This is a genomic window from Labrys sp. E2SS-1L (genome assembly GCF_057073705.1).
The window spans coordinates 4,686,379-4,709,055 of record NZ_CP172712.1; the positions used below are offsets into that span (position 1 = coordinate 4,686,379).

Below are 22,677 nucleotides of genomic sequence, written 5' to 3' on the forward strand. Positions count from 1 at the left end.
TGCGTTTTTTGTTTGGAAATCCAGTCCAGATTAGCTCCTCAGAGCGCTGACAACAGGCCTAAGTCCTTGAGTTCATCGGGGCTTTTTTGTCAATCATATTGAGAACACAATTCACCTTATAACCCGGCGCATCCCCAACTATTGAGAGCTTGACTGAATGACGTCTAAAACGACGAACGCTACATTTTTTGCCGCAGCAATTACTCTACTAACGATGACGGGAACTAGCTATGCTGACTCCGTCGGTGTGGCCTCCTACTACGGCAAGGAATTTAGCGGTCGCCGCACTGCCAATGGCGAACGTTTCAACCCGGGTGGTCTGACTGCCGCGCATCGCTCCCTGCCCTTCGGAACCAAGCTGCAGGTGACGAACCTGCGCAATGGCAAGAAGGTTGTGGTGCGCATCACCGACCGGGGCCCCTTCGCCAAAGGCCGTGTCCTCGATCTCTCCTATGGCGCCGCCCGCGCCGTCGGCATGGTGTCTTCGGGCACCGCCAAGGTGAAGATGGAGCGGCTCGCAGCCCGCTGAGCGAGACAATAAAGAGAAGACGAGCGAATAGGGGCGGCCTCCGGGCTGCCCTTTTTCTTTGCGCCCGCCGGCCTTTGGAGCCGGTGGCGACGCCCTTTCATTCCACGCCTTGGTTCAATTTGGAGAAGATGCGGACCAGTTCCGCCAGATCGACCGGAGCAAGGGCCGCGACTTCGCGCGGCGTGCGATAATATTCTTCCATCAACTCCTTGCGGGTGGCCTCCCCCTTTTCGGTGAGCCGCACCAGTTTCACCCGGCGGTCACCAGGCGCAGGGGAGCGCTCGGCGAGGCCCGCCCGCTCCAGCCGATCGACCAGCCAGGTGGCCGTCGAGGGATCGGCGCCCCATTGCCGCGCCAGCGTACCGATCGGACGCGCCTCTTCCCGATCCAGCGTGAACAGGACCCTGGAGTCATTGGGCGTGAGGCCGCGGCTTTGCAGGCTCTCCAGGCGCTGCGGCGAGGAGCGCATCAGATAATCGAACATCAGCCGCCAGGCCGCAGAAGCGGGGTCGGGGCTGCGATCCGGCGGCGTCATCAGGGCATCCTCGGCAGACACGAAAATTCGTTCGCTAAAAATATTTGACTATTAAAATATTTTAGTCAATCAAAATAATAGCGAACGGAGGCGATAGCCATGGAAACGATCTCGCAAACCAGAACCTCGGTGCTCATCGTCGGGGGCGGTCTCACCGGCCTGACGGCGGCCGCGCTGCTCGCCCATCGGGGCATAGGCTGCCTCGTGGTGGAGCGGCACGCCGGCACCTCGATCCAATACAAATTCACCGGCATCTCGCCACGCAGCATGGAGATCTTCCGCAGCATCGGGCTGGAGGACGAAATCCGCGCCGAGCGGACCGGCGATCAGCAGGGCGGCGGCATTGCACGGGCGAAGAACCTCGCCGATCCCGACATCCAGTGGAGCGACCTCGGCTGGCCGGACGCCTCCCCGTTCAGCCCCACCCAGCCTGCCACCTGCGACCAGCACGTACTGGAGCCAATCCTGCGCCGCCATGCAGAACGTCATGGCGCCGAGATCCGCTTTGGCCGCCAGCTCGAGGTCTTCGAGGAAGGCGCTACCGGAGCCCGCGCCCACATCCGCAACCTCGCCAGCGGAGAAGAAGAGGTCGTGCTCGCCGACTATGTGATCGCTGCCGACGGTGCCAATGGCGGCCTGCGCGAACGGCTCGGCATCGGTCGCAGCGGCCCCGGCTCCCTGCAGCACTGGATCAGCATCATCTTCGACACCAACCTGCCGCCAATCCTGCAGGGCAGACGCTTCACCTCCTGCTTCATCACCGATCTCAACGGCACCATCACGCCGCGCGCCGGCGGTCGTTGGCTGCTGGCGCTGCAATATTTTCCGCAGAAAGGCGAACGCCCGGCGGACTTCGACGCAGTCCGCTGCCGCGAACTGGCGATCTGTGCGGCAGGCCGCCCCGGCATCAAGGCGGAACCGGTCGACATCAGGGCATGGGAGGTCGCCGCCGCCATCGCCGACCGCTTTCGCGAGGGCCGGGCCTTCCTCGTCGGCGACGCCGCCCATCTGATGCCGCCGACCGGCGCCTTCGGTGGCAATACCGGCATTCACGACGCCCACAACCTCGCCTGGAAGCTGGCCATGGTGCTGAAGGGTGAGGCCGATCCGCGTCTGCTCGACAGCTATGACGCCGAGCGCCGCCCCATCGTGCAGGCGACATTGGCCCAGGCCCTCGCCCGGCTGCAAAGCTGGTTCAAGGACCCCTCCAAGCGCCTGCCGCCGGCAGTTCCGGTCGTGCCGGATTACGACGTCGTGCTCGGCCAGCGCCTCGAAGCCGGCGCCTTCCCGCCGGCCGGCCTCATGTCGAGCACGCCCTTCGAGTCTCATGCCACGCTGGCGGCGAATCCCGGCACCCGCGCCCCGCATCTTTGGCTCGAACGCGATGGCCAGCGCCTGTCCAGTCTCGATCTCTTCGGCAAAGGTCTCGTGCTGCTGGCAAGCAAGACCGACTGGCGCCAGGCAGCCGAGGAGGCTCGTCGGCGGCTCGACCTGCCGCTCGCCTGCGAGATCATCGGCGCCGAGGGCGATATCGTCGACATCGACGACCGCTGGCCGGCTGCCTATCGCCTCGATCCGGATGGAGCCGTGCTGGTACGGCCGGACGGCTTCGTCGCCTGGCGTTCTTCCCCGGATGAAAGCAAACCAGACACCCTGTATGCCGCCCTGCGTTGCCTTGGCATGGGCATGACCGGAAACGCGAACCAAGTATCATGACCGCTCCGATCGCACGCCTGCTCGCCCCCGAAATTACGCTTTTTGCCTGTGCCTCCCTGGTGCATGCGGGACTGCTGCCTTTTGGAGAGCCCCATTCGAGAGCTGCCACTGCGGAAGCGATCATCGCCGTCATCCTGGCGCTGGGCTTCGCCACCGGCCTTGTCCGTCCGTCCCTAGCGCGACATGCCGCCCTTGTCGCACAAGGCCTTGCCCTTCTCGGGACGCTGGTCGGCGCCTTCACGATCGCCATCGGCATCGGACCACAGACAGGTGGCGACACGATATTCCATGTCGTCCTGGTGGCCGTGCTGGTGTTCGGCCTGTGGCTCGCCGCCCGAAGCTGGCAACGCTGAAGGGGCTTTTGCCGTTGGGCAGGATCTTCGGCTTTCGTACGGCGATTGCCCCGAGCGACTAGCACCCGGACAAAGTCGCAACAGGCACGCTTTGCGTCGCTTCCCGCCCCCTGCTCGAGGCGTCGACAAGCGTAGCCTCCTCAAACTATGGCGGGCGAACCAGGGGGCATCACCATGGACAAGCGCGTTCTGATCACGGCGGGAGGCAGCGGCATCGGCCGGGCCATGGCCGAGGCGTTTCACAAGGCGGGTGCGCATGTATGGGTCGCAGACGTTGATGCAGGCGCCCTGGCCTCCTGTCCGCCGACCTGGGAGCGTACGCCGCTCGATGTCTGCGACGAAGCCGCAGTCGAAGCCTTGTTCGCCCGGATCTGCGCTTCCTGGGGCGGGCTGGACACCCTGTGTGCCAATGCCGGCATCGCCGGTCCCACGGCTCCGATCGAGACTATCGAGGTCGCGGCTTGGCGGCACTGCCTGGCGGTCAATCTCGAGGGCGCCTTCCTGTTCGCCAAGCATGCAACACCTAGCATGAAGACACAGCGCTCGGGCGCCATCATCCTGACTTCGTCGACGGCGGGCATTTACGGCTATCCGAACCGGGCTCCCTACAGCGCCTCGAAATGGGCCATCAATGGCCTGATGAAAACGCTGGCGATGGAACTCGGCCCCTATGGCATCCGGGCGAATTCGATCTGCCCGGGCGCCGTCGAAGGTCCCCGCATGGAAGCCGTCATGGCCAGGGAAGCTGCGGCCAAGGGCACGACGCGCGATGCGATCTATGCCGGCTATGCCGGCGGAACCTCGATGCGTTCCTTCGTCAGCGCCGAGGACATCGCGGCCATGGCCGTGTTCCTGGCATCCGATGCGGCCAGACTCGTGTCGGGCCAGATCATCGCGGTCGACGGGCATACGGAAAATCCGGATCCGAAAACGTAACCGCGCAAGGCCTGAAAATGCCGGTCACACCTCAATAAAAAGCCCGCCCCATCTGGGGCGGGCCGGATGAGATCCCGATCCTAGACGATCAGACCAGCGTGTTGCAGAAGCGCTGGATACGGCGGCCGGCCTCTTCCAGGGCCTCGGTGGAGGTCGCATAGGAGATGCGGAAATTCGGGCCGAGACCGAAGGCCGAACCATGCACCACCGCCACGCCCTCGGCCTGCAGCAGTTCCGACACGAAATCCTCGTCCGTCTCGATCACCTTGCCGCTGGGCGCCGTCTTGCCGATCGTGCCGGCGCAGGAGGGATAGACATAGAAGGCCCCTTCCGGCGTCGGACACTGGATGCCCTTGGCCTGGTTGAGCATGCCGACGATCAGGTCGCGGCGGCCCTCGAAGATCTTGCGGCGCTCGGGGATGAAGTCCTGCGTGCCATTGAGCGCTTCGACCGCCGCCCATTGCGCGATTGTGCAGGCGCCCGAAGTCTGCTGGCCCTGGATCATGTCCATCGCTTTGATCAGCTTCTCGGGGCCGGCAGCATAGCCGATACGCCAGCCGGTCATCGAATAGGCCTTGGAGACACCGTTGATGGTGAGGGTGCGGTCATAGAGCTTGGGCTCGACCTGGGCCGGCGAGTAATAGACGAAATCGCCATAGACGAGATGCTCATACATGTCGTCGGTCATCACCCAGACATGGGGATGGCGCAACAGCACGTCGGTGAGTGCCTTCAGCTCGTCACGGCTATAGGCGGCGCCGGACGGGTTGGACGGCGAATTGAAGATGAACCACTTGGTCTTGGGCGTGATCGCCTTTTCCAGCGCCTCGGGCGATAGCTTGAAATTGGTGGCCAGCGTGGTTTCGGCGAAGACCGGCGTGCCGCCGCACAGGGCCACCATCTCCGGATAGGACACCCAGTAGGGCGTGGGGATGACGACCTCGTCGCCCGTGTTGAGCGTCGCCATCAGACCGTTGAACAGGATCTGCTTGCCGCCAGTGCCGACGATGGTCTGCGAAGGCTTGTAGTCGAGCCCGTTCTCCCGCTTGAACTTGGCGGCAATGGCTTCGCGCAGCTGGGGGATGCCGGAGACCGGCGGATATTTCGTCTCCCCGCGCATGATGGCGTCGACTGCGGCCTTCTTGATGTTGTCGGGCGTGTCCATGTCGGGCTCGCCCGCACCCAGGCCGATGATGTCGCGTCCCGCCGCTTTGAGTTCGCGCGCTTTCTGGCTCACCGCGATGGTCGCGGAAGGCTTGATGCGCGAGAGGGCGTCGGCGAGAAAAGCCATGGCTGGGAACTCCTGTAAGCCGTGGGAAATGCGGGTTGAAGCGGAACCTAGCGGCCGCCGCGCGGGCGGCCCCTGCCCGCCCCGCAGGGCGCGCCTCTGCTTAGGCGCCGCCCGGCCTGCATTCAAGCGCAAAGATTACGTCCAATGCACAACTTGCCGGAGAGGTCGCGCGAGTTCATTGCTTGGTGACATCGACACAACAATGCCGCGAAACTTCCTCACCGCCGCCCGAGAACGTGCAAAAGCCCGCCGTGATCGGCAGCGATGCTTTAATCGTAGCCGATGCGCTTCATGGCCACGCGAGTTCCGGTGGTGTGAGGCGGAGTACCGAGTAACCGAGTTGAGTGCCGCGTGCGTTTTCGCACTTCGTCCCGCCGGGCGAAGGTCTAGACGGAAGGACGTTAGAGGTTTTCCAGTCGAGTGTTTCGAGGAGATCATGATGGCCGTCAATCAAGCAACCGCACGCATGTTCAAGGCCGACACCCGCGCCATGCGCGTTTCGGCGGCCGAGGCGGAACGTCAGCTGACCTTGGCGCTCTGGCTCGTCGGACTTCTCGCGACCGCAACAGTAGTAACAGCGACCATTGGGTTCTTCGCCTAGTCCCCCCGCAAGCGAATTGAACGGGTCGCTCAACGCGCCGGATGGTCCCCCCGCCATCCGGCGCATTTTTTTGGTACAGTCCTTCATACAATTCTTGGCACTTTTCGCTGACCTCATGGCGAGGCTATTTCAGAACCGATCATTCTGAGACGAGGCCAGCCATGTCCCAAACCACTTCACCTCGAACCATCTTTCTGGCCGGTGCGACCGGTGCCATCGGCGCGCCGCTCACGCGCCTGCTTCTTCGGGCCGGCCACCGCGTCGTCGGCACCACGCGTACGCCCGCCAAAGCCGACGCCTTGCAAGAACTGGGGGCCAAGCCGGTCGTGGTCGACGTCTTCGATCGTGACGCGCTGGTCGCCGCGGTAACGGCCGCCAGGCCTGAAATCGTCATCCATCAGCTCACCGATCTGCCCCCAGCCCTCGACCCGGCCCGCATGGCCGATTTCGTGCCGCGCAATGCCCGCATTCGCCGGGAAGGCACCGCCAATCTGGTGGCGGCCGCTCTCGCGGCCGGAGCCCGGCGGATCATCGCCCAGAGCATTGCCTGGGTCTACGCGCCCGGGCCGCTGCCACATGCCGAGACCGATCCCCTCAACCATGGCGCCGAGGGTCCGGGCGCCGTCAGCGTGCAGGGGGTGATCGCCCTGGAGGACGCCGTGCTCCAGGCGCCGGCCGAAGGCGTGGTCCTACGCTACGGCTATCTCTACGGTCCCGGTACTGGCAGCGACAGTCCGCGACGGTCGATGTCGGTGCATGTCGATGCCGCGGCATTGGCGGCGCTGCTCGCCATCGATCGCGGCCAGCCCGGTGCCTACAATGTCGCTGAGGCAAGCGCCGAACTCTCGACCGCCAGGGCTTTGGACGAGCTTGGCTGGCGGGCCGATTTCCGCCTTGCGGCCTGAGCGGAGCATGGTTTGCCGGGCGGCATAGGCTTTGCCGCCCTTGCCAGCGCTTGTCACTTTTCCCTTGCCACGGCCTCCAATCGGCGCGACGGTTCCAGTCAGCCGCCCAAAAGAGCGGCGGCCAGAACAGGAGGGACGCGACAATGACGCAGAACACTCCAAACGGCAGACGATCCAGCGGGCCGCGCTGCATCGCCCTGGTCGGCCCGTTCCAAAGCGGCAAGACGACCCTTCTTGAAGCCATCCTCGCACGCATGGGCGCCCTGCAGCGCCAGGGCACCGTGGCGGCCGGCTCCACCATCGGCGATGCCAGCGCCGAGGCGCGCGCCCACACCATGAGCGTGGAGGCCAATATCGCCTCCGTGGATTTCATGGGCGAGACCTATACCTTCATCGACTGTCCCGGCTCGATCGAGTTCCTGGCCGAGATGCGGCCGGTGCTGCCGGCCATCGATGCCGCCGTGGTGGTCTGCGAGGCCGATGAGAAGAAGGTTCCGGCTCTGCAGCTGATCCTGCGAGAACTCGAAGACCAGAAAATTCCACGCTTCCTCTTCCTCAACAAGATCGACAATTCGCACCAGAGCGTGCGCGAGGCCCTGCCCCTGCTGCAGCCGGCCTCCCGGCTGCCGCTGCTGCTGCGCCAGATCCCGCTCTGGAAGAACGGCGTTGCCGTCGGCTATGTCGACCTCGCGCTCGAACGTGCCTTCATCTACCAGGAACATGCGGCCTCGCAGGTGGTGGAGATCCCGCCGGACGAGCGCGACGAAAGCAAGGATGCGCGCTATTCCATGCTGGAGCGGCTGTCGGACCATGACGATGCCCTGATGGAGCAGCTTCTCGAAGAGGTCGAGCCCCCCCGCGACAGGGTCTTCGACGACCTTGCCCACGAGTTGCGCGATGGCCTGGCCGTGCCGGTTCTGATGGGTTCGGCGGCCAACGGCAACGGCATGCTGCGGCTGATGAAGGCGCTGCGCCATGAGGCGCCCTGCATCCATGAGACCGCCGCACGGCTCGGCATCACGCCGGGATCGGAGCCCCTGGGCTATGTGATGAAGACCTTCCATACCGCCCATGCCGGCAAGCTCTCGTTGACGCGCGTGCTCAGCGGCGCCTTCCAGGAAGGCATGACGGTAACGACCTCTTCCGGCGAGACCGGCCGCATCGCCGGCTGTGCCCGGCTGCTGGGCCAGACCACCCAGAAGACGACGCAGGCGCAGGCCGGCGATACCGTCGCGCTCGGCAAGGTCGATGCCGCCCATACCGGCGACATGCTGGCTGTCGGCAAGGCCGTGCCCCGGCCGGCCGAGATCGAGGCGCCCCAACCGGTGATGTCGCTCGCCGTCCGGGCGCGCGACCGCAAGGACGACGTCAAGCTCTCGGCCGCCCTCCAGCGCCTCACCGACGAGGACCAGGCGCTCGCCATGGAGCAGAATGCCGAGCTCGGCGACACCATCCTGCGCGGCCAGGGTGAGATGCATCTGCGCGTGGCCGTGGAGAAACTCGCCTCGAAATTCGGCGTCGCCGTCGACTCCAGCCAGCCGCAGATCGGCTATCGCGAGACCATCCGCAAGCCGGTGACGGGCGTGCGCGGTCGCCACAAGAAGCAATCGGGCGGCCATGGCCAGTTCGGCGACGTGGTGATCGACGTCATGCCCCTGCCCCGCGGCGAGGGCTTCGCCTTCATCGACAAGATCACCGGCGGCGTGGTGCCGCGCAACTACATTCCCTCCGTCGAGGAGGGCGTGAAGCACTATCTCAAGCGCGGCCCGCTCGGCTTCCCGGTGGTGGATGTCGGCGTATCGCTGACGGACGGCTCCTATCACACGGTGGATTCCTCCGACATGGCTTTCCAGACGGCGGCGCGCATCGGCATGAGCGAGGCGATGCCGCAATGCAATCCCGTGCTGCTGGAGCCGGTGCTGGCGGTGGAGATCTCGGTGCCCTCGGATGCCACGGCGAAGGCCAACGCCATCGTCTCCTCTCGGCGCGGCCAGATCCTCGGCTTCGATGCCCGCGACGGTTGGGAAGGCTGGGACGTGGTGCAGGCGCTGATCCCGGAAGCCGAGATCACCGACCTGATCATCGAGCTGCGTTCGGCGACGGCAGGCGTCGGCACGTTCCGGTCCAAATTCGACCATCTGGCCGAACTCTCGGGGCGGCAGGCCGACACCATCGTGGCGTCCCGGCAGGCGGCGCAATAGGGAGGGGTCATCCCGGACAAGCTGCGGCACATCGTGCCGCGGCGCAGATCCGGGACCGCGTAGGGAGCCAAGCGCCGGTGCCGAAGAACGGTCCCGCATCTGCGGAGCAGCATTGCATGCTGCACCGCGTGCGGGATGACATGAGGAATTTGCCCCCCGCCTCCATTGGCGCTAAAGAGCGGCGATGCCGACCATCGAAATCGCCGCCTTCTATCATTTCGCCCGCCTGCCCGGGTTCGCCGAGCTGCGCGAGCCGCTGGCCAAGCTTACCTGCTCGCTCGGCATCAAGGGCATCATCCTGCTGGCGCATGAAGGCATCAACGGCACGGTGGCCGGTACGCCCGAGGCGATGGCGAGCTTCCATCCGCGCCTGCGCGCGATCACCGGCCTCGATCGCATCGAGCACAAGACCTCCTTCGCCGAGGAGATGCCCTTCCTGCGCATGAAGGTGCGGCTGAAGGAAGAAATCGTCACCATCGGCGACAAGAGCATCGATCCGCTGGAGCGCGTCGGCACCTATGTCGAGCCCAAGGACTGGAACGCCCTGATTTCCAATCCGGATGTGCTGGTCATCGACACGCGCAACGATTTCGAGGTGCGCATCGGCAGCTTCAAGGGTGCACTCGATCCGAAGACCGAGAGCTTCGGCGACTTCCCTGCTTATGTCAGGGACAATCTCGATCCTGCCAGGCACAAGAAGGTGGCGATGTTCTGCACCGGCGGCATACGCTGCGAGAAGGCGACCAGCCTGATGCTGCGCGAGGGCTTCGAGGAGGTCTATCACCTCAAGGGCGGCGTGCTGCGCTATCTGGAAGAGATTCCGCCCGCTGAGAGCCTGTGGGAGGGCGCCTGCTTCGTCTTCGACAAGCGCGTGGCGGTCGGCCACGGCCTGAGGCCAGAGGATTTCAGCCTCTGCCATGGCTGCCTGTCGCCTCTCTCGGCAACGGACCGGCAATCGCCCGACTACGAGGAAGGGGTGAGCTGCCCCTATTGCGCCGCAACGCTCACCGAGACACAGAAAGCCTCCTCGCGCGAACGCCATCGCCAGGAGACGCTCGCGCGCCGGCGCGGCCACGCCCATCTCGGCCCGCGCCTCGCCACGGCGGTTGAGGAAGGCTGACAAGCTCCGCTATTCCGCGGGCCTATGCCAACCAGTCTTGCGACCAACGCATTAGCGAAAGATAGACCGTGTCATCCCCGGCGCCACCGCAGTGGCGGGGATGACAATTCAAAGTTCAGGATGGAGAAAACCATGTCTAACAAAGCCCTGGTCCTGTTCTCGGCCGGCCAGGATTCCACCACCTGCCTGGCCTGGGCGCTCGAGCGCTTCGATAGCGTGGAGACTGTCGGCTTCGATTATGGCCAGCGCCACGGCATCGAGCTGGCGATGCGCCCCGTGGTTCTCGCCGCCTTTCGCGAAGCCTTCCCCGCCTGGGCCGCGCGCCTGGGCGAGGACCACCTGGTCGACCTCGGCATACTCGGCCGCATCAGCGAAACTTCCCTGACGCGCGACGTCGAGATCGCCATGCAGGAGAACGGCCTGCCCAACAGCTTCGTGCCCGGGCGCAATCTGCTCTTCCTGACCTTCGCCGCCACCCTCGCCTATCGGCGCGGCGCCCGCCATCTCGTCACCGGCGTGTGCGAGACCGATTTCTCCGGCTATCCGGACTGCCGCGACGACACCATGAAGGCCATGCAGCTGGCGCTCAATCTCGGCATGGAAAGCCGTTTCGTCATCCACACGCCCCTGATGTGGATCGACAAGGCGCAGACCTGGGCGCTGGCTCGGGAACTCGGCGGCGACCGGCTGGTGGACCTCGTCCGCGAACAGACCCACACCTGCTACAATGGCGATCGCAGCCATCGGCACGATTGGGGCTATGGCTGCTGCACCTGCCCGGCCTGCGAACTGCGGTCCAGCGGCTACCAGCGCTTCATGGCCGAGAGCGTTTCCTGACGTGAATGCCCATCCTCATTTGCTGCCTGATGGTACCTGGAAATAGCTGCCGTCCATCGAGCCGTTCTGGCCGCAATATTCGACCCGGTGCTCGCTCGCATCATCAGGAAACACGGTCTCGACCTTGAGGCTGGCGCCCTCGCGGGTGAGCTTGAGGAAGGAGGCGTCGCCTTCCTGCCTGGCCTCGAAGACGCCGCCGGCCTCCCGGCCGCTGGCATTGATCTCGCAGACCCAGCGCCCCATCACCGGTTCGACGGTATCGCCGGAGACGATCAGGCTGCCATCCGGCTTGGCCTCGATGTCGAACCCACCCGTGTTGTTGTGCCAACTGCCCACGAAGCCGTTCTGCGGCTTCGTCCTGACCCCCTTCAGGAAACGCGCCCGCTCCATAAGACGCTCCTTCAGCGTGCGAAAGGCGCCAACACCTTCCTTGCTGGTGCCCGCATCGTCCCGTGCGCCCACGAACCAGCGCTGGTCAGCGGCAAGCGCGGCGGCGGCCTGAGGATCGAGGGTCTTACGCAAGCGGTCATAGGCGATTGCGATCTCGGCATCGGCCTTCGACAGGGCCGGGCTGGCGCAGATCGCCTTCTCCACCTCGGTCGCGGCCTTGCGGCAATCGAAGGAGGGCTTGCCGGCAGCCTGGGCGATCATGGGCGCGAAGACGGCTGGCAGGAGGCAGGCGACGGCAAGGCCGGCGAGACGGCGCCCGATCACGGCTTTGCCCCGACCTCGATGGTGGAGAACAGGTCCGTCTCGATATCGCCCTTCTCGCCGGGCGGCTTGACACCGGCAGCCGGGCGATAATGGCCATTGTCATAGATCAGCTCGAACCGCGCCGCCTTGCCGGGCCGCGTGTCGAAGCGGCATTCGCCGCCGACCTTCTTGGAGGTGTCATGGCTAACGGTCTGCTCGACCGTGAGATCGCGATAGCCCAGTTCGACCTTGGGGCCGAGCTTGACGGTCCGCGTGACCGAGGTCGACTCACCCTCGCAATCGCCATTGTTCTCGCCATTGCTGCGCTCGACGATCAGCCCGTCCAGCACGCGCTCGATGCGTCCCTTGTCGAAGGTGTACATCCAGAGCGCTTGTTCGTCATAGGGATTGACGCGCGAACTGCCGGATTGCGAGGTGCGCAGGCCGAAGGCGCGCAGCCCGTCGCCGACGTCGTAACGGGCGGTATCGAGGCTCATCGAGCCGAACTGGATGGCGTCCGAGAACGCCATGCCCTTCTCGAGGCGTCGCGCGACGGGATTGCCGGTGGCGACATCGGCGATGATGATCTCGACATCGCCCTTGTTCTCGCCCTCGACCGGCGGCTTGGCCTCGATCAGCGGCACGGCCGCCAGCATCAGCTCGGGGCGGTAGGGCCAGGCCTTGCAGACCACGTCGTCCGGGTTGATCGCACGATCATAGCCGCCGCCCTTGACCAGCAAGCCGTTATCGCCTTGCTGCGCGCCGGGATAGGCCTGCTTGAGCAGGGCGTCGGTGATGTCGCAATCGGCCAGTGCCTGGCCGGGCAGCATCAGGGCCAGGGCAGCGGCACCGAGGGCAAGCTGAAGCTTCATGTCGCGGTGATTCCATTCCGGAGGGACGATCCGAGATCTAGCATGAGCCGGAGCCAGGACAATCTAGGGCTGTGGCGATCTCTTGCATCGTTTGCCCGGGGCCTCAGTTTCGGCGGATACAGGCCCTCGCTTGCCGGCGATTGCCTGCCCGGCGCGGCCCGGATAGGTTCGGGCCATGCCTCTCGACACCGACAGCCCGTGGGCCTTGCTGAGCCGCCGTCTCGACACGCTCTATGCCACCGACGCCCGCGGGCGCCTGCTGCACAGCAATGAGTGGGATTGCCGCCCGGCACCCCGCTTCCATCTGATGCGCACGCCGGCCGGGCCATTGTTTCGCTGCCGCGCCGACATGCCGGATGCCCTGGTCGCCCGTCTCGGCGAACTCTGCCGCGACGAGACGCTGGGCGAGGTGCCGAGGGAGCGCCCGGCCCGGGAGGAAGCCTATCTCGATTTGCTCGGCCACCAGGCTCCGGTGACGCAGATCTGGGCCGGGCCGGTCTACCGGGCGGATGCCGTCCCGCCGCCGCAACGGCAACCCGTCGCCATCCATGAGGGCAATGCCGACCTGCTGCAGCCGCTCTTTCCCGACTGGCTGCCGGACGTGCCGCACAGGCGGCCCTTCCTGGCCGTGGTCGAGGACGATCGCGCCGTGGCGATCTGCGCCAGCGTGCGCATTTCCGACGCGGTGCATTGCGCCGGCGTCGAAACCCATGCCGATTACCGCCGCCGGGGCCATGCCGCCGCGGTCGTCGCCGGCTGGGCACAGGCCGTGCGGGCGCTGGGGGCTGCGCCCTTCTACAGCACATCCTGGGACAACCTGGCCTCCCGCGCCGTCGCCGCCCGCCTCGGCCTGCCTTTGGTCGCTACGGACTTCCATGTCCGTTGAGGCGGGGAGAACCCGGCCACAAATGGCGACAGGTGATCCGGACTAGATGCTCTGTCATCCCCGGCCGAGCGCCTCGCGAGCGTAGCGAGAGAGGCCGAGGGTATCGTCACAAGCTTCGCTTGTGACGATACCCTCGGCCTACTGGCCTCGCCGGGGACGACAGCGTTTTTCTTACTGCCCCTCGCCCAGGGCCGAGGCCCAGTCCTTCTTGACCTGGGCGATGCGCGCCGCATAGGCGCGCTCGATGCAGGGGGCGTCGGTGCAGATGTCGCGCACCGTCTCGCGCCAGCGGGTCTGATCCTTGCCGAAGGGATCGCTGACCGCGCCGGTCTCGCCTTCGACCCCGCGCGTCTCGCCTTCGATGGCCTGATAGAGCCGGTTCATCTCGTCATCGAGGCGGGACAGTTTCGGATGGGCGCAGATCAGCTTCTCGACGGCGGTATGCGCCTTGCGGCAGTCGAAGCCGGCGGCCTGGGCCGGGCCTTGCAAAGCAAGAGTTGCGACCGCCAAGGCCGCTGCCATGATAAAACTTGCAGGACGGATCATCCGAAACTCCGAAGGCAATGATCCCCCGTCGCTAGCACAGGGACACCGGCCTTGTCGTGCCGCGGGGAACTTCGCCACCCTGCTGACAGGACGTTGTCAGCAAGTTTCCGACGACGGCCCTTCCCCCCGCGCGTGACTCACCCCATTATCAGGGCATGTCCGATACACCCAAAGCCCCCTCCTCGAGCAAGACCCCTGCTCCGAAGAAACTCCGCACGCCGAAATCCAAGGCATCGCGGCCGGCCCTGCCCTCGCTCGACGAGCATCTGAAGGCCCTGCTCAATCCCGGCCTGCTCAAGGAAGCCAAGAGCAGCCTGCGCGACGACGAGAAGCCGGGCTTCGGCGAGGGGCCGCAGAGCGGCTTCGACACCGGCGCCGTCACCGGCCTCGATCCGGAGCTGGCCGCCAAATTGGGCGTGCCCTCGGCCGGCGGGGGCGCCGAGATGGAAGGCCGGGCGGTCAAGCGCAAGGCGCCCGACAAGAAGGCACGCGCCAAGGATGGCGGCGAGGCCGATCCCGACGGGCTCGACAAGCTCGGCGGCTCGGCCGGCACCATCAAGGCGCTCACCGACCTGCTGGAGAGCGGCGATCCGCGCCTGATCGGCAAGCCGGTGTGGACGCCGCACCGCCCCTCGCGCCCCGACAAGAGCGAGGGCGGCATCCGCCTGGAACTGGTCTCGGAATATCAGCCGGCCGGCGACCAGCCCACCGCCATCGCCGATCTGGTCGAGGGCCTGCAGAGCCATGAGCGCGACCAGGTGCTGCTCGGGGTCACCGGCTCGGGCAAGACCTTCACCATGGCGCAGGTGATCTCCCGCACCCAGCGCCCCGCTTTGATCCTGGCACCCAACAAGACGCTGGCGGCCCAGCTCTATGGCGAGTTCAAGTCGTTCTTCCCCAACAATGCGGTGGAATACTTCGTCTCCTATTACGACTATTACCAGCCCGAGGCCTATGTGCCGCGCACGGATACCTATATCGAGAAGGAGTCCTCGATCAACGAGCAGATCGACCGCATGCGCCACTCGGCCACGCGCGCGCTGCTCGAACGCGACGACGTCATCATCGTCGCCTCGGTCTCCTGCATCTACGGTATCGGCTCGGTCGAGACCTACACCGCCATGACCTTCGGCATGAGCGTGGGCGAGCGCGTCGAGCAGAAGCAGCTGATCGCCGACCTCGTCGCCCTGCAATACAAGCGCATCAATGCCGATTTCGCACGCGGCACCTTCCGGGTGCGCGGTGACACCATCGAGCTGTTCCCGGCCCACTATGAGGACCGCGCCTGGCGCATCAACCTGTTCGGCGACGAGATCGAGAGCATCGCCGAATTCGATCCGCTCACCGGCCAGAAGATCCAGGACCTGCAATTCGTCAAGGTCTACGCCAATTCGCATTACGTGACGCCGCGCCCCACGCTGAACCAGGCGATCAAGGGCATCAAGGACGAGCTCAAGGTCCGCCTGCAGCAGCTCTATACCGGCGGCCGCCTGCTGGAGGCCCAACGCCTCGATCAGCGCACCACCTTCGACCTGGAGATGATGGAGGCCACCGGCTCCTGCGCCGGCATCGAGAACTATTCGCGCTGGCTCACCGGCCGCCTGCCCGGCGAGCCGCCGCCGACCTTGTTCGAATATCTGCCCGACAACGCCCTCGTCTTCACCGATGAGAGCCACGTCACCGTGCCGCAGATCGGCGCCATGTACAAAGGCGACTTCCGGCGCAAGGCGACCCTGGCCGAATATGGCTTCCGCCTGCCCTCCTGCCTCGACAACCGCCCCTTGCGCTTCGAGGAATGGGACGCCATGCGCCCGCAGACTGTGCATGTCTCGGCCACCCCCGGCAAATGGGAGCTGGAGCACACCGGTGGCGTCTTCGCCGAGCAGGTGATCCGCCCAACCGGACTGATCGATCCAGTATGCGAGATCCGTCCCGCCCGCACCCAGGTCGATGATCTCCTCGGCGAGGTGCAGGAGGTCGCGCGAAAAGGCTATCGCAGCCTCGTCACCGTGCTGACCAAGCGCATGGCCGAGGACCTCACCGAATATATGCATGACCACGGCGTGCGCGTGCGCTACATGCATTCGGACATCGACACCATCGAGCGCATCGAGATCATCCGCGACCTGCGCCTCGGCGCCTTCGACGTGCTTGTTGGTATCAACCTGCTGCGCGAGGGCCTCGACATTCCCGAATGCGCCCTGGTCGCCATCCTGGACGCCGACAAGGAGGGCTTCCTGCGCTCGGAAACCTCGCTGGTGCAGACCATCGGCCGCGCCGCCCGCAACGTCGACGGCCGCGTCCTGCTCTATGCCGACAACATGACCGGCTCGCTGGAGCGCGCCATCGCCGAGACCAACCGCCGCCGCGAGAAGCAGATGGCCTGGAACCAGGCCAACGGCATCACGCCGGAGAGCGTCAAGCGCTCGATCGCCGACATCACCAATTCGGTCTATGAGCGCGACCGCGTCACCGTCGACAAGGGCCTGGCCGACAATGTCGCCACCGTCGGCCACAATTTCGAGGCCGTCACCGCCGACCTCGAAAAGCGCATGCGCGACGCCGCCGCCGACCTCCGCTTCGAGGAAGCCGCCCGCTTGCGCGACGAACTCAAGCGCCTGCGCGAGACCGAAATGGCCGTGGCCGACGACGGCTCGGCCCGTCAGGTCAATGTGCGCCAGAAAGCCGGTGCCTATAAGGGCCCGAAGGCCTATGGCGACGCGGCGAACCTGCCGAAGACGCGGGCCGCCAAGCCGGGGCTGGACAGCATGGGTCCCGGCACGGACCGCGAGGTACCGCTGGGGGCTGAGGCACGGAAGAAGGGTGGTGGGAAGCCTGGGCGGGGGTGGAAGCGGTGAACGCGGTGACTGCACGTAGAATGCACCCCGACCTTCGAGGCGCCATCGCTCGTTTCTCTCTGTGGATCGCCAATGGCAGCGTAGGCAATCCGCTCCTTGATGGCATCGATTATTCGGAAGTCCTTCAAGAGCCGAGTGCGATGGAAATGGTCTACACGATTTTTACCAACAACCTCGAACTCGACGAGAACGGCGCTCCGCTTAATGCTCGCTATTGCGAGAACCGTGCCGCGCAATGGCTGAGAAGCTACTGTGATGCGAGCTATATTGTTGACCCTCCTTTAGAAGACCATGAATGTGAAGGACACTGGCCTCCTGTTCTCAAGGATGCTCCAGAGTGGGTGAAGAAGTAGCTTTCACTTGTGAAGGCAAAGAAATTTAGTGCACTATCTCCGTAATCCAAAAAACGTCGTCACTTCATGAGAAGATCTCTAAGATTGAGATCTACCTTCATAGAGACAATTTTAGCTATCTTCGCGAAAAAGCTTTCCGATGGCCGCACCTTAAGCACGCTACGAATATTTTGACCTTCAATAGTAAGCTGCGTTTCAAATTCAGCTTCGGCAACGTAACCACGAGCTTTCAACTCTTCTATTAGCTCAGGTATACTGTTTGCATCTGAAACAATATCATTCCTCGATATAATATGCCCCCGCTCCGTCGCTATTTGCAATCCTTTACTGATATCACCCGCCGTTCCCAAATGATTGTCTATTAAGCTCAATGCGACGCCATCTGCCGGCGGAAAGAAGTACTGATAGATGTTAAAATCTCTTAGGCGCTGCTGAATCGCGTCGACGTCACTTCCACTCCGCAGCAACTCCCAATCCACCGGCATGAATTCATAGGTAGGCAGAGGACAAATCCCATTCTCTCTATCCCCCCGCATATTATCGTAATTCATTAGCAAATTTGTTGCTTCAAATATCTTTTGAAGAGGAACGCCATCCTTAATAAAAATTCCGTGCCAATCCAAAATCGACAATTGCTGGAGTGCATCGATAATGTACGATAGAGGAGGAAGCTTAATTTTAGAGGCATTATCAACAAACGTCGCAACAGCGGGGCCGTATAGTTCTTTTATTTTCTCATCATTGTCTTTTGGAGATTTTATCAAATCGATTGTTTGGGTAAGCTTCCCTATATCGACCTGCCCTGACGCACTCAGAAATATCTGCTTCAAAGTGTGAGAAATATTAAAGGGGATTGGTCGAGCTACTAGAGCATGTCCTGCGATCGATGAATCGATTGTGATGTGACAGGTGGCTTGTGAGCTGATTCAACATCTGCCTTGTGGGAGAGGTTGATGATGGGAAGAGCCCTGAGCGGAGATCTACGGTCACGGGTCCTGAAGGCCTCGGCAGAAGGCATGTCGGCGCGTCGGGCTGCAGCGCGGTTCGGTGTCGGCGTTTCGAGTGCGATCCGCTGGATAGCACGAGCGAAGGTAGGCGAGTTGGCGCCTCGACGGCCTGGCCGTAGCCGCTCCTCCAGCCTCGATGTGCATGAAGCCTTCATCGTCGGGCTGATCGAGGAACGTAAGGACATCACGCTCAACGAGATGGTGCGGCGGCTGGAGACCGAGCAATCGGTCGGGATCAGCCGCAGTGCCCTGAGCGCCTGGCTTCGTGGCCATGGCTGGACGTTCAAAAAAAGTCCGCACATGCACTGGAGCAGGATCGGCCCGACATCCTGAAACGCCGCCAGGCTTGGTTCGACGGTCAACTCGATCTCGATCCGGCAAGGCTCGTGTTCATCGATGAGACGGGGCTGTCGACGAAGATGGCGCGCTTGCGTGGAAGAGCGCCCCGTGGTGAGCGTTGCCGGGCGGGCGTTCCCCACGGTCATTGGAAAACGACCACTTTCACCGGCGCCCTGCGGTTGACCGGGATGACCGCGCCCTTCGTCTATGACGGCGCCATGAACGGCAACGCATTCCTTGCCTATGTCGAGCAGGTCCTGGTCCTGACCCTTGAGCCCGGCGACGTTGTCGTGATGGACAACCTGCCGGCCCACAAGACCGCCGGCGTGCGTAATGCGATCGAGACGGCAGGTGCGAGCCTGCTCTATCTGCCGCCCTACAGCCCCGACTTCAACCCAATTGAAAATGCGTTCTCCAAACTCAAGGCGCTGCTACGGGCAAAGGCCGAAAGGACCATCGATGCCCTATGGGAGGCAGTCGGCTCGATCATCCACCTCTTCAGCCCAGCCGAATGCGCGAACTACTTCCAGGCAGCGGGCTATGAACCAACTTAAACAAGATACGCTCTAATACCCTCGCATCCGGCAACGTCCCTTGTATATCGACTTGCATTAAGGCGGCAATTCGAGGGTTGTATTCAGATGAAATAACTACAACTCTCTTAGTTTTATCATCAACACCGATCGCCTGCACCGGATGGGACAACCCACTAAGACCGGTAATCTCGGTTGCTTCACGATGCTCAACGCCAAGCGCTTTAAAGAAAGCCGGCCAGATGTTGGATGAGTCTTTCATGATGAGGCTTTCATTGATTGAGATATTCGCGAGCAATCGCCTTTCAATGATAGATCTGCGCGCAGGTGCTCTCTGCGGTGGGGCCGCCGGTATTGGCGGATCCCAATTGACCGGCATACCCCTCATAGTCGCCGATCGATCGAAGACACTGCGCATGTGCCTCGGCAAGTTGGCATTGCCTCATTTCGGCGGTGCTGTCCCTTACCCCCTTAGCCAGGCAAACGGGCTTTGCCCGTTCTAGCCCCTGCTGTCTGGCTTCGCCATTGAGGCAGCGCATATACACCGCTGCCTGTGCCTTTGCTTTGGCCCGGTCGTTAATGATCAGGGTTGCGAAGTCTGGAACTTTGCATTTCGAGCGAAAGTCCTGGCGGATAGAAGTCCCTACGCTGGCTTGACGCGGTTGAACAGTGCAAGCAGTAAGCAACAGCGTCCCAATCGTGACGAAACGAGAAATTTTCCGCATTTTCCCCCCGGAATTACGATGGCAGTACATCAAGCACTGCTGCCGCTTCGAGCATTCAATTCTTGTGGCACGTTTGCTTCGACTGGCTAACCGTACCATTTCTGCAGAGAAATTTACCACCCGCCGTACAGGCCTTTACCCCTCCCTTACGCCCCGAACAGGGCGTATTGCGCGCTTCGGCTACGACGGTTGCCGCCAAGCTCGCGATGATCGTCAGCACGACGATGCCGATCCGCATATCAATTCTCTCCATCTGTTGCAGTGCTGGGCTCTTCAACCGGCGGATCGGGCCGAGCTGCGGCATTCGCCTTGCGTGCGCGGCTGACAGTGTCAGCGGTCTTACAAAGATTTTCGCAGGGCAGGCCATCGCTATCGCGGTCGAGCTTCGATGCGCCACAATGATCGAAGCGCCAGACGGCTTCCTGGCAGGATGTCATGTCCTTGCAGTAGCGATCCCTGCATGAAAGGTCTTGGGCCGCAGAGACAGTTGAAAAGGCCATGACGGTTCCAACCGCAATCAAAAACCGCATCGACTATCGCCCTTCTTGATGAGGTCGCCATCGAAGGAAATTGAACTACGACAACGGTGCACCAACTCCGTGCCTCATCTTCTCCGCTTCATTCAGCGGTCTTGCTCGAAGTAGAACCAAGCAATCTTGAAGAACAGAGCTCGTGACATTGCCGTGAAAGGAAAATTGGCCGCCGTGTAACACGGTGGCAGTATCCTCATTGCCCGCCACGCCTATGTGAGCGAAACGCACATCCAGCACACTGTCACCGCACTCGTTATTCACCTGTCACGGCGTCTCCAACGGATGCATGTGCTCGAGCCGCAGCCCGGCCAGATCCGAGGCCTGGGAGAATTCGTCGAGATCGACGCTGAGTGTCCCCGGCTGCCTGAGGCGATAGAGACCGAGCTTGACATATTGCGTCCCGGGATCGGCCTGGGGATCGATGGGCGGCCGGGTGCCGAAATCGCCGCTGACCCGCACGATCTTCCGGCCATCGGCCCAGACTTCGAGCAGGGCGCCGACGGGTCTGCCGGACGGGTCGTGGTGCGAACCCCTGATATGATAGACCATCTCGACCCAGGCATCCCTCGGCGTCGGCAATGGCCGGTTCGACACCGGCTCGATGCGGACCAGGCGACAGCCGAGATAATTTTCGGGGGCGGACAGGAAGGCTAGCCCCTGCAGGTAATCGGCGGCACGGTTCTCCCCGCTGCGCCGGTCCTCCAGCTCCCTGCCCGGCAACGGGGCCGGCAGGGGAGCGTCGGCCGGCAACACGCCGGTCAGAACCTCGGCCTGCCGCTGCTGCCCGATTGTGCCCCGCATCAGCGCGACGGCCTGTTCGCGCACCCGATCGTCGGACGCGTCCAGGGAAGCGAGAAGGCCCTGGGCCTGGAGCACCTCGGCCACGTTGTTGCGATCGGTCGCGACGAGGCAGCGCCCGTTGGCCGTTTCCACGGTGATATGGAAAATGCCGTCATCGTAGCGCTGCGCCACGAACGGGCTGTCATTACCAGGCCCCTTCCATTGGCCGATGACCGTGCGGTGGCTGCCTGAGACGGCGACCTGCCCCCGGATGCGGAAGCTGAACGCATACCAGCTGTCGGCGCCGTAAGGCAGCGCTGCGCTCTTGGCGACCTGCAATTCGGCCCGCTGGCAGCCGCCCGCCGGCATTTCCTCCAGCGGGCAATCATTGCCGCCATCGGCGTCCGTCGTGACGATCGAGATCGCGCCTGCGGTTCCGCCACTGCCGGGGAAGAGCGGTTGCACCTGCCTGGACGGATAGCCGCCGACGAACTTGCCGAAGCTCCACGACGCCCGGTCGGCGCTGCCGCTGTCGAAACCGTCATGGAGATCGCGGGCCCGACAGCCTCCGGCCAGACTCGACGAGATCAGCAAGCCGGCAACCAACCACCGCATGCGGTGCCTCCCAATTCCGCGAACATCAGGCAAAGCCAAGGCGGTGTCAAAACAAGGGGCCGGAATTACGATGGCGGTTTACTGATTTTGTTGCCTCATACACTCTATCGTTCTTGCTGGTCATGGTGAAATTGGGCGTTACGCCGACAGCGCGCTCAATTCCAGCGCTGTCGGCGTGGACTGCCTCGCACGGCATATTGCCGGGCCCATGATACCCGTGCCATGCTACCCCGGCCGCGACAGACACCAGCCCGGGATCGGGCCAGGAGATCGGAATGCCCACGCAGAGAACCTATGCATTCGTCGTCGCGGCGATGGTGCTCGCCGGAGCAACACAGGCTGCAAAAGCGGCGGAGGCCGTGCCGGCCGCGCTGCAGCCGCCGGCCGGCTACACGCTCGCCTTCACCGCCAAGGCCAGGGGTCTGCAGGTCTATACCAGCACGGCGGAAGCCGGGGCGGCGCCCAAATGGGTGCTCGAGACCCCCGTGGCCGAGCTGGCGGCGAAACCAGGCGCCGTCCATCATTATGCCGGCCCCTCCTGGGAGGCCGCCGATGGCAGCAAGATCGTCCGCGACAAGGATACGGCCGTGGTGACGGTGCCGGCAAAAAGAGCCAGCGCCGACATCCCCTGGCTGCTCGTCAAGGTCACCGCCGATCCGGCGGCCGGCGTGCTGGACAAGGTCGGCTATGTGCAGCGCATCGCCACCCACGGCGGCGTCGCCCCGGCCACGCCGCCCGTGCGCACCGGGACGAAAGTCGGCGTGCCCTACACCGCGACCTACGCGTTCTTCGCCAAGGCCAACTGACAGCGGACGTATAAGGATCGCTCCTCCCCGGGATCGCAGGCGTCCTCGCCTGCTCTTGGAAACGCCTCGGCAGGCGGTCGGAAAGAGCAGGCGAGGACGCCTGCGAT

23 protein-coding genes and 1 pseudogene are annotated in these 22,677 nt (G+C 63.7%); 14 read left to right on the forward strand and 10 right to left on the reverse strand.

The features are described from left to right. The first annotated feature begins 157 nt into the window (after positions 1 to 157). The gene (locus tag ACIGJE_RS21870; RefSeq protein ID WP_082979910.1) at positions 158 to 529 is read left to right on the forward strand and encodes a septal ring lytic transglycosylase RlpA family protein; all 372 of its coding nucleotides are present in this window, start codon (positions 158 to 160) and stop codon (positions 527 to 529) included. Positions 530 to 626: 97 nt separating this feature from the next. Here the strand turns inward: ACIGJE_RS21870 and ACIGJE_RS21875 are convergent, their stop codons facing one another. Further along, complete coding sequence (locus ACIGJE_RS21875; RefSeq protein WP_367623339.1) at positions 627 to 1,085, reverse strand: MarR family winged helix-turn-helix transcriptional regulator; 459 nt, start codon at positions 1,083 to 1,085, stop codon at positions 627 to 629. A gap of 78 nt (positions 1,086 to 1,163) precedes the next feature. Between ACIGJE_RS21875 and ACIGJE_RS21880 the strand changes: the two are divergent. The 3 genes and pseudogenes from ACIGJE_RS21880 to ACIGJE_RS21890 all read left to right on the forward strand — a co-directional run. Continuing rightward, positions 1,164 to 2,723, forward strand: a pseudogene (locus ACIGJE_RS21880) (FAD-dependent monooxygenase); the annotation flags it as partial. 53 nt (positions 2,724 to 2,776) lie between these two features. Then, on the forward strand, positions 2,777 to 3,133 hold the full coding sequence (locus tag ACIGJE_RS21885) for a hypothetical protein (protein ID WP_311944391.1): 357 nt from the start codon (positions 2,777 to 2,779) through the stop codon (positions 3,131 to 3,133). A gap of 174 nt (positions 3,134 to 3,307) precedes the next feature. After that, positions 3,308 to 4,069, forward strand: a complete 762-nt coding sequence (locus ACIGJE_RS21890; RefSeq protein ID WP_415083878.1) for an SDR family oxidoreductase — start codon at positions 3,308 to 3,310, stop codon at positions 4,067 to 4,069. An 88-nt stretch (positions 4,070 to 4,157) separates the two neighbouring features. Here ACIGJE_RS21890 and ACIGJE_RS21895 read toward each other — a convergent pair whose 3' ends face one another. Next, complete coding sequence (locus ACIGJE_RS21895; RefSeq protein WP_311944393.1) at positions 4,158 to 5,360, reverse strand: pyridoxal phosphate-dependent aminotransferase; 1,203 nt, start codon at positions 5,358 to 5,360, stop codon at positions 4,158 to 4,160. Positions 5,361 to 5,796: 436 nt separating this feature from the next. Here ACIGJE_RS21895 and ACIGJE_RS21900 point away from each other — a divergent pair, with 436 nt between their 5' ends. The 5 genes from ACIGJE_RS21900 (at position 5,797) to queC (ending at position 11,024) form a co-directional block, all read left to right on the forward strand. Continuing rightward, the gene (locus tag ACIGJE_RS21900; RefSeq protein ID WP_311944394.1) at positions 5,797 to 5,961 is read left to right on the forward strand and encodes a hypothetical protein; all 165 of its coding nucleotides are present in this window, start codon (positions 5,797 to 5,799) and stop codon (positions 5,959 to 5,961) included. A gap of 161 nt (positions 5,962 to 6,122) precedes the next feature. After that, positions 6,123 to 6,866: an NAD-dependent epimerase/dehydratase family protein gene (locus ACIGJE_RS21905; protein WP_483678674.1), complete on the forward strand. Its 744-nt coding sequence runs from the start codon at positions 6,123 to 6,125 to the stop codon at positions 6,864 to 6,866. Positions 6,867 to 7,009: 143 nt separating this feature from the next. Then, a complete protein-coding gene (locus ACIGJE_RS21910) occupies positions 7,010 to 9,067 on the forward strand; it encodes an elongation factor G (RefSeq protein WP_483678676.1) in 2,058 nt (685 codons plus the stop codon). Positions 9,068 to 9,251: 184 nt separating this feature from the next. Continuing rightward, on the forward strand, positions 9,252 to 10,187 hold the full coding sequence (trhO, locus tag ACIGJE_RS21915) for an oxygen-dependent tRNA uridine(34) hydroxylase TrhO (protein ID WP_311944398.1): 936 nt from the start codon (positions 9,252 to 9,254) through the stop codon (positions 10,185 to 10,187). Between the two features lie 132 nt (positions 10,188 to 10,319). Beyond that, a complete protein-coding gene (gene queC, locus ACIGJE_RS21920; RefSeq protein WP_483678678.1) occupies positions 10,320 to 11,024 on the forward strand; it encodes a 7-cyano-7-deazaguanine synthase QueC in 705 nt (234 codons plus the stop codon). A 15-nt stretch (positions 11,025 to 11,039) separates the two neighbouring features. Here queC and ACIGJE_RS21925 read toward each other — a convergent pair whose 3' ends face one another. Both ACIGJE_RS21925 and ACIGJE_RS21930 read right to left on the reverse strand, forming a co-directional pair. Further along, positions 11,040 to 11,738, reverse strand: a complete 699-nt coding sequence (locus tag ACIGJE_RS21925; RefSeq protein WP_311944400.1) for a lysozyme inhibitor LprI family protein — start codon at positions 11,736 to 11,738, stop codon at positions 11,040 to 11,042. After that, on the reverse strand, positions 11,735 to 12,589 hold the full coding sequence (locus ACIGJE_RS21930) for a PA3715 family protein (protein WP_483678681.1): 855 nt from the start codon (positions 12,587 to 12,589) through the stop codon (positions 11,735 to 11,737). The genes ACIGJE_RS21925 and ACIGJE_RS21930 overlap by 4 nt, the downstream gene beginning before the upstream one ends. 175 nt (positions 12,590 to 12,764) lie before the next feature. On the opposite strand from ACIGJE_RS21930, the gene ACIGJE_RS21935 reads away from it, so the two are divergent. Next, positions 12,765 to 13,475 carry a GNAT family N-acetyltransferase gene (locus ACIGJE_RS21935; RefSeq protein ID WP_483678683.1) on the forward strand — a complete coding sequence of 237 codons (711 nt, stop codon included), beginning with the start codon at positions 12,765 to 12,767 and terminating at the stop codon, positions 13,473 to 13,475. Between the two features lie 171 nt (positions 13,476 to 13,646). Here the strand turns inward: ACIGJE_RS21935 and ACIGJE_RS21940 are convergent, their stop codons facing one another. Beyond that, entirely contained in the window at positions 13,647 to 14,021 is a 375-nt protein-coding gene (locus tag ACIGJE_RS21940; RefSeq protein WP_483678685.1) for a lysozyme inhibitor LprI family protein, read from the reverse strand. Positions 14,022 to 14,176: 155 nt separating this feature from the next. Here ACIGJE_RS21940 and uvrB point away from each other — a divergent pair, with 155 nt between their 5' ends. Both uvrB and ACIGJE_RS21950 read left to right on the forward strand, forming a co-directional pair. Continuing rightward, the gene (gene uvrB, locus ACIGJE_RS21945) at positions 14,177 to 16,879 is read left to right on the forward strand and encodes an excinuclease ABC subunit UvrB (RefSeq protein WP_483678687.1); all 2,703 of its coding nucleotides are present in this window, start codon (positions 14,177 to 14,179) and stop codon (positions 16,877 to 16,879) included. Beyond that, positions 16,876 to 17,232: a DUF7677 family protein gene (locus ACIGJE_RS21950; protein WP_483678689.1), complete on the forward strand. Its 357-nt coding sequence runs from the start codon at positions 16,876 to 16,878 to the stop codon at positions 17,230 to 17,232. The genes uvrB and ACIGJE_RS21950 overlap by 4 nt, the downstream gene beginning before the upstream one ends. A 59-nt stretch (positions 17,233 to 17,291) precedes the next feature. Here ACIGJE_RS21950 and ACIGJE_RS21955 read toward each other — a convergent pair whose 3' ends face one another. Beyond that, entirely contained in the window at positions 17,292 to 18,062 is a 771-nt protein-coding gene (locus ACIGJE_RS21955) for a hypothetical protein (RefSeq protein WP_483678690.1), read from the reverse strand. A gap of 126 nt (positions 18,063 to 18,188) precedes the next feature. Here ACIGJE_RS21955 and ACIGJE_RS21960 point away from each other — a divergent pair. After that, positions 18,189 to 19,132 (forward strand): IS630 family transposase gene (locus ACIGJE_RS21960; RefSeq protein WP_483680231.1). Its coding sequence is split into 2 segments (ribosomal slippage): positions 18,189 to 18,522 and positions 18,522 to 19,132, totalling 945 coding nucleotides; the frame shifts between segments, so codons are not numbered across the junction. On the opposite strand, the gene ACIGJE_RS21965 is transcribed toward ACIGJE_RS21960, so the two are convergent. The 4 genes from ACIGJE_RS21965 to ACIGJE_RS21980 form a co-directional block, all read right to left on the reverse strand. Further along, entirely contained in the window at positions 19,077 to 19,373 is a 297-nt protein-coding gene (locus ACIGJE_RS21965) for a hypothetical protein (protein WP_483678692.1), read from the reverse strand. The two genes, ACIGJE_RS21960 and ACIGJE_RS21965, sit on opposite strands and share 56 nt — an antisense overlap. 43 nt (positions 19,374 to 19,416) lie before the next feature. Beyond that, complete coding sequence (locus tag ACIGJE_RS21970; RefSeq protein ID WP_483678694.1) at positions 19,417 to 19,836, reverse strand: hypothetical protein; 420 nt, start codon at positions 19,834 to 19,836, stop codon at positions 19,417 to 19,419. Positions 19,837 to 20,075: 239 nt separating this feature from the next. Continuing rightward, positions 20,076 to 20,336 (reverse strand): excalibur calcium-binding domain-containing protein, encoded by a 261-nt coding sequence (locus tag ACIGJE_RS21975; RefSeq protein ID WP_483678696.1) that lies wholly within the window; start codon positions 20,334 to 20,336, stop codon positions 20,076 to 20,078. Positions 20,337 to 20,633: 297 nt separating this feature from the next. Then, positions 20,634 to 21,764: a hypothetical protein gene (locus ACIGJE_RS21980; protein WP_483678698.1), complete on the reverse strand. Its 1,131-nt coding sequence runs from the start codon at positions 21,762 to 21,764 to the stop codon at positions 20,634 to 20,636. 275 nt (positions 21,765 to 22,039) lie between these two features. Between ACIGJE_RS21980 and ACIGJE_RS21985 the strand changes: the two genes are divergently transcribed. Beyond that, positions 22,040 to 22,570: a DUF3455 domain-containing protein gene (locus ACIGJE_RS21985; RefSeq protein WP_483678699.1), complete on the forward strand. Its 531-nt coding sequence runs from the start codon at positions 22,040 to 22,042 to the stop codon at positions 22,568 to 22,570. Positions 22,571 to 22,677 lie beyond the last annotated feature (107 nt).

Coding starts and splice junctions, on each gene's coding strand:
- ACIGJE_RS21970 (WP_483678694.1), bottom strand. CDS start 19,836: ATGCGGAAAATTTCTCGTTTCGTCACGATTGGGACGCTGTTGCTTACT.
- ACIGJE_RS21910 (WP_483678676.1), top strand. CDS start 7,010: ATGACGCAGAACACTCCAAACGGCAGACGATCCAGCGGGCCGCGCTGC.
- ACIGJE_RS21890 (WP_415083878.1), top strand. CDS start 3,308: ATGGACAAGCGCGTTCTGATCACGGCGGGAGGCAGCGGCATCGGCCGG.
- trhO (WP_311944398.1), top strand. CDS start 9,252: ATGCCGACCATCGAAATCGCCGCCTTCTATCATTTCGCCCGCCTGCCC.
- ACIGJE_RS21965 (WP_483678692.1), bottom strand. CDS start 19,373: ATGAAAGACTCATCCAACATCTGGCCGGCTTTCTTTAAAGCGCTTGGC.
- ACIGJE_RS21980 (WP_483678698.1), bottom strand. CDS start 21,764: ATGCGGTGGTTGGTTGCCGGCTTGCTGATCTCGTCGAGTCTGGCCGGA.
- ACIGJE_RS21895 (WP_311944393.1), bottom strand. CDS start 5,360: ATGGCTTTTCTCGCCGACGCCCTCTCGCGCATCAAGCCTTCCGCGACC.
- uvrB (WP_483678687.1), top strand. CDS start 14,177: ATGTCCGATACACCCAAAGCCCCCTCCTCGAGCAAGACCCCTGCTCCG.
- ACIGJE_RS21905 (WP_483678674.1), top strand. CDS start 6,123: ATGTCCCAAACCACTTCACCTCGAACCATCTTTCTGGCCGGTGCGACC.
- ACIGJE_RS21985 (WP_483678699.1), top strand. CDS start 22,040: ATGCCCACGCAGAGAACCTATGCATTCGTCGTCGCGGCGATGGTGCTC.
- queC (WP_483678678.1), top strand. CDS start 10,320: ATGTCTAACAAAGCCCTGGTCCTGTTCTCGGCCGGCCAGGATTCCACC.
- ACIGJE_RS21900 (WP_311944394.1), top strand. CDS start 5,797: ATGATGGCCGTCAATCAAGCAACCGCACGCATGTTCAAGGCCGACACC.
- ACIGJE_RS21930 (WP_483678681.1), bottom strand. CDS start 12,589: ATGAAGCTTCAGCTTGCCCTCGGTGCCGCTGCCCTGGCCCTGATGCTG.
- ACIGJE_RS21870 (WP_082979910.1), top strand. CDS start 158: ATGACGTCTAAAACGACGAACGCTACATTTTTTGCCGCAGCAATTACT.
- ACIGJE_RS21940 (WP_483678685.1), bottom strand. CDS start 14,021: ATGATCCGTCCTGCAAGTTTTATCATGGCAGCGGCCTTGGCGGTCGCA.
- ACIGJE_RS21975 (WP_483678696.1), bottom strand. CDS start 20,336: ATGGCCTTTTCAACTGTCTCTGCGGCCCAAGACCTTTCATGCAGGGAT.
- ACIGJE_RS21885 (WP_311944391.1), top strand. CDS start 2,777: ATGACCGCTCCGATCGCACGCCTGCTCGCCCCCGAAATTACGCTTTTT.
- ACIGJE_RS21935 (WP_483678683.1), top strand. CDS start 12,765: ATGCCTCTCGACACCGACAGCCCGTGGGCCTTGCTGAGCCGCCGTCTC.